2 protein-coding genes are annotated in these 1,166 nt (G+C 37.9%); both read left to right on the forward strand.

The genetic code is table 11. The annotated features are described in order from the left end of the window. On the forward strand, positions 1-206 hold a 206-nt coding region (locus HNS38_RS20070; RefSeq protein WP_172347005.1), incomplete at its 5' end, for a hypothetical protein. A gap of 86 nt (positions 207-292) precedes the next feature. Further along, positions 293-1,166, forward strand: an 874-nt coding sequence (locus HNS38_RS20075) for a hypothetical protein (RefSeq protein WP_172347006.1), incomplete at its 3' end; no start/stop codon positions are given.

Here is a 1,166-nt window from a genome sequence, read left to right on the forward strand (position 1 = left end):
ATACTGCTTCTAAAGATGGATTCATCACTGTTAATGGTTCTGTTACTATTACTGACCAAAATGGTTCTGACTTCGCTATTATGCTTCCTGCTCCTCCATCATACTATGCTTTCTTCTGGTGTTCAATTGAAGGAAGCGCTACGGGTGTTGAAGGTATTGATGTAACAATCGATGGTCTTACTTTAGTTCTAGATTTGATGGTTTAGCACTTTTCGAAGAGCTTATTGGTGGCGATTATGATTATTCTGTTTCTTTTGACGGATATATTACTCAAACTGGTACTATTTCTATTGTGGACCAAAATGTTCAAGAATTCATAAGCCTATCTCCTGTTCCTGTATTTGATGCTTTCTTTTGGTGTTCTGTAGAAGGAAACCCAATGGGTGCTGAAGGGATAGAAATCACTATTGATGGGATAACAGTTGCTTCTGGGTTTGATGGCTTAGCTTTAGTTGAAGGATTAACTGTAGGTGATCACGATTATTCTGCTTCTTTTGATGGATATATTACACAAACCGGTACTATTTCCATTATTGACCAGAATGTTCAGGAATTCATAACTATGATTCCCGCTCCTATGTTTGATGCTTTCTTCTGGTGTTCTGTGGAAGGAAATCCGATGGGAACAGAAGGTATTGATATCACTATTGATGGTGTTACTGTAAGTTCTGGATTTGATGGTTTAGCTTTAGTTGAAGGATTAACTGTAGGTGATCACGATTATTCTGCTTCTTTTGATGGATATATTACACAAACCGGTACTATTTCCATTATTGACCAGAATGTTCAGGAATTCATAACTATGATTCCCGCTCCTATGTTTGATGCTTTCTTCTGGTGTTCTGTGGAAGGAAATCCGATGGGAACAGAAGGTATTGAAATCACTATAGATGGTGTGACTGTTACTTCTGCATTTGATGGACTTGCTTTATTTGAAGGCCTTTCTATTGGTGACCACGATTATTCTGCTTCTTTTGATGGATATGAGACACAGACTGGAACCATTTCTATTGTTGACCAGAATGTGGAGCAGTTTATTATTATGATTCCTGTTCCTACTAATTTTGATGCTTTCTTCTGGTGTTCTGTGGAAGGAAATCCAATGGGTGCTGAAGGTATTGAAATCACTATAGATGGTGTGACTGTTACTTCTGCATTTGATGGAC

This window comes from Lentimicrobium sp. L6, from assembly GCF_013166655.1.
GTDB lineage: Bacteria > Bacteroidota > Bacteroidia > Bacteroidales > UBA12170 > UBA12170.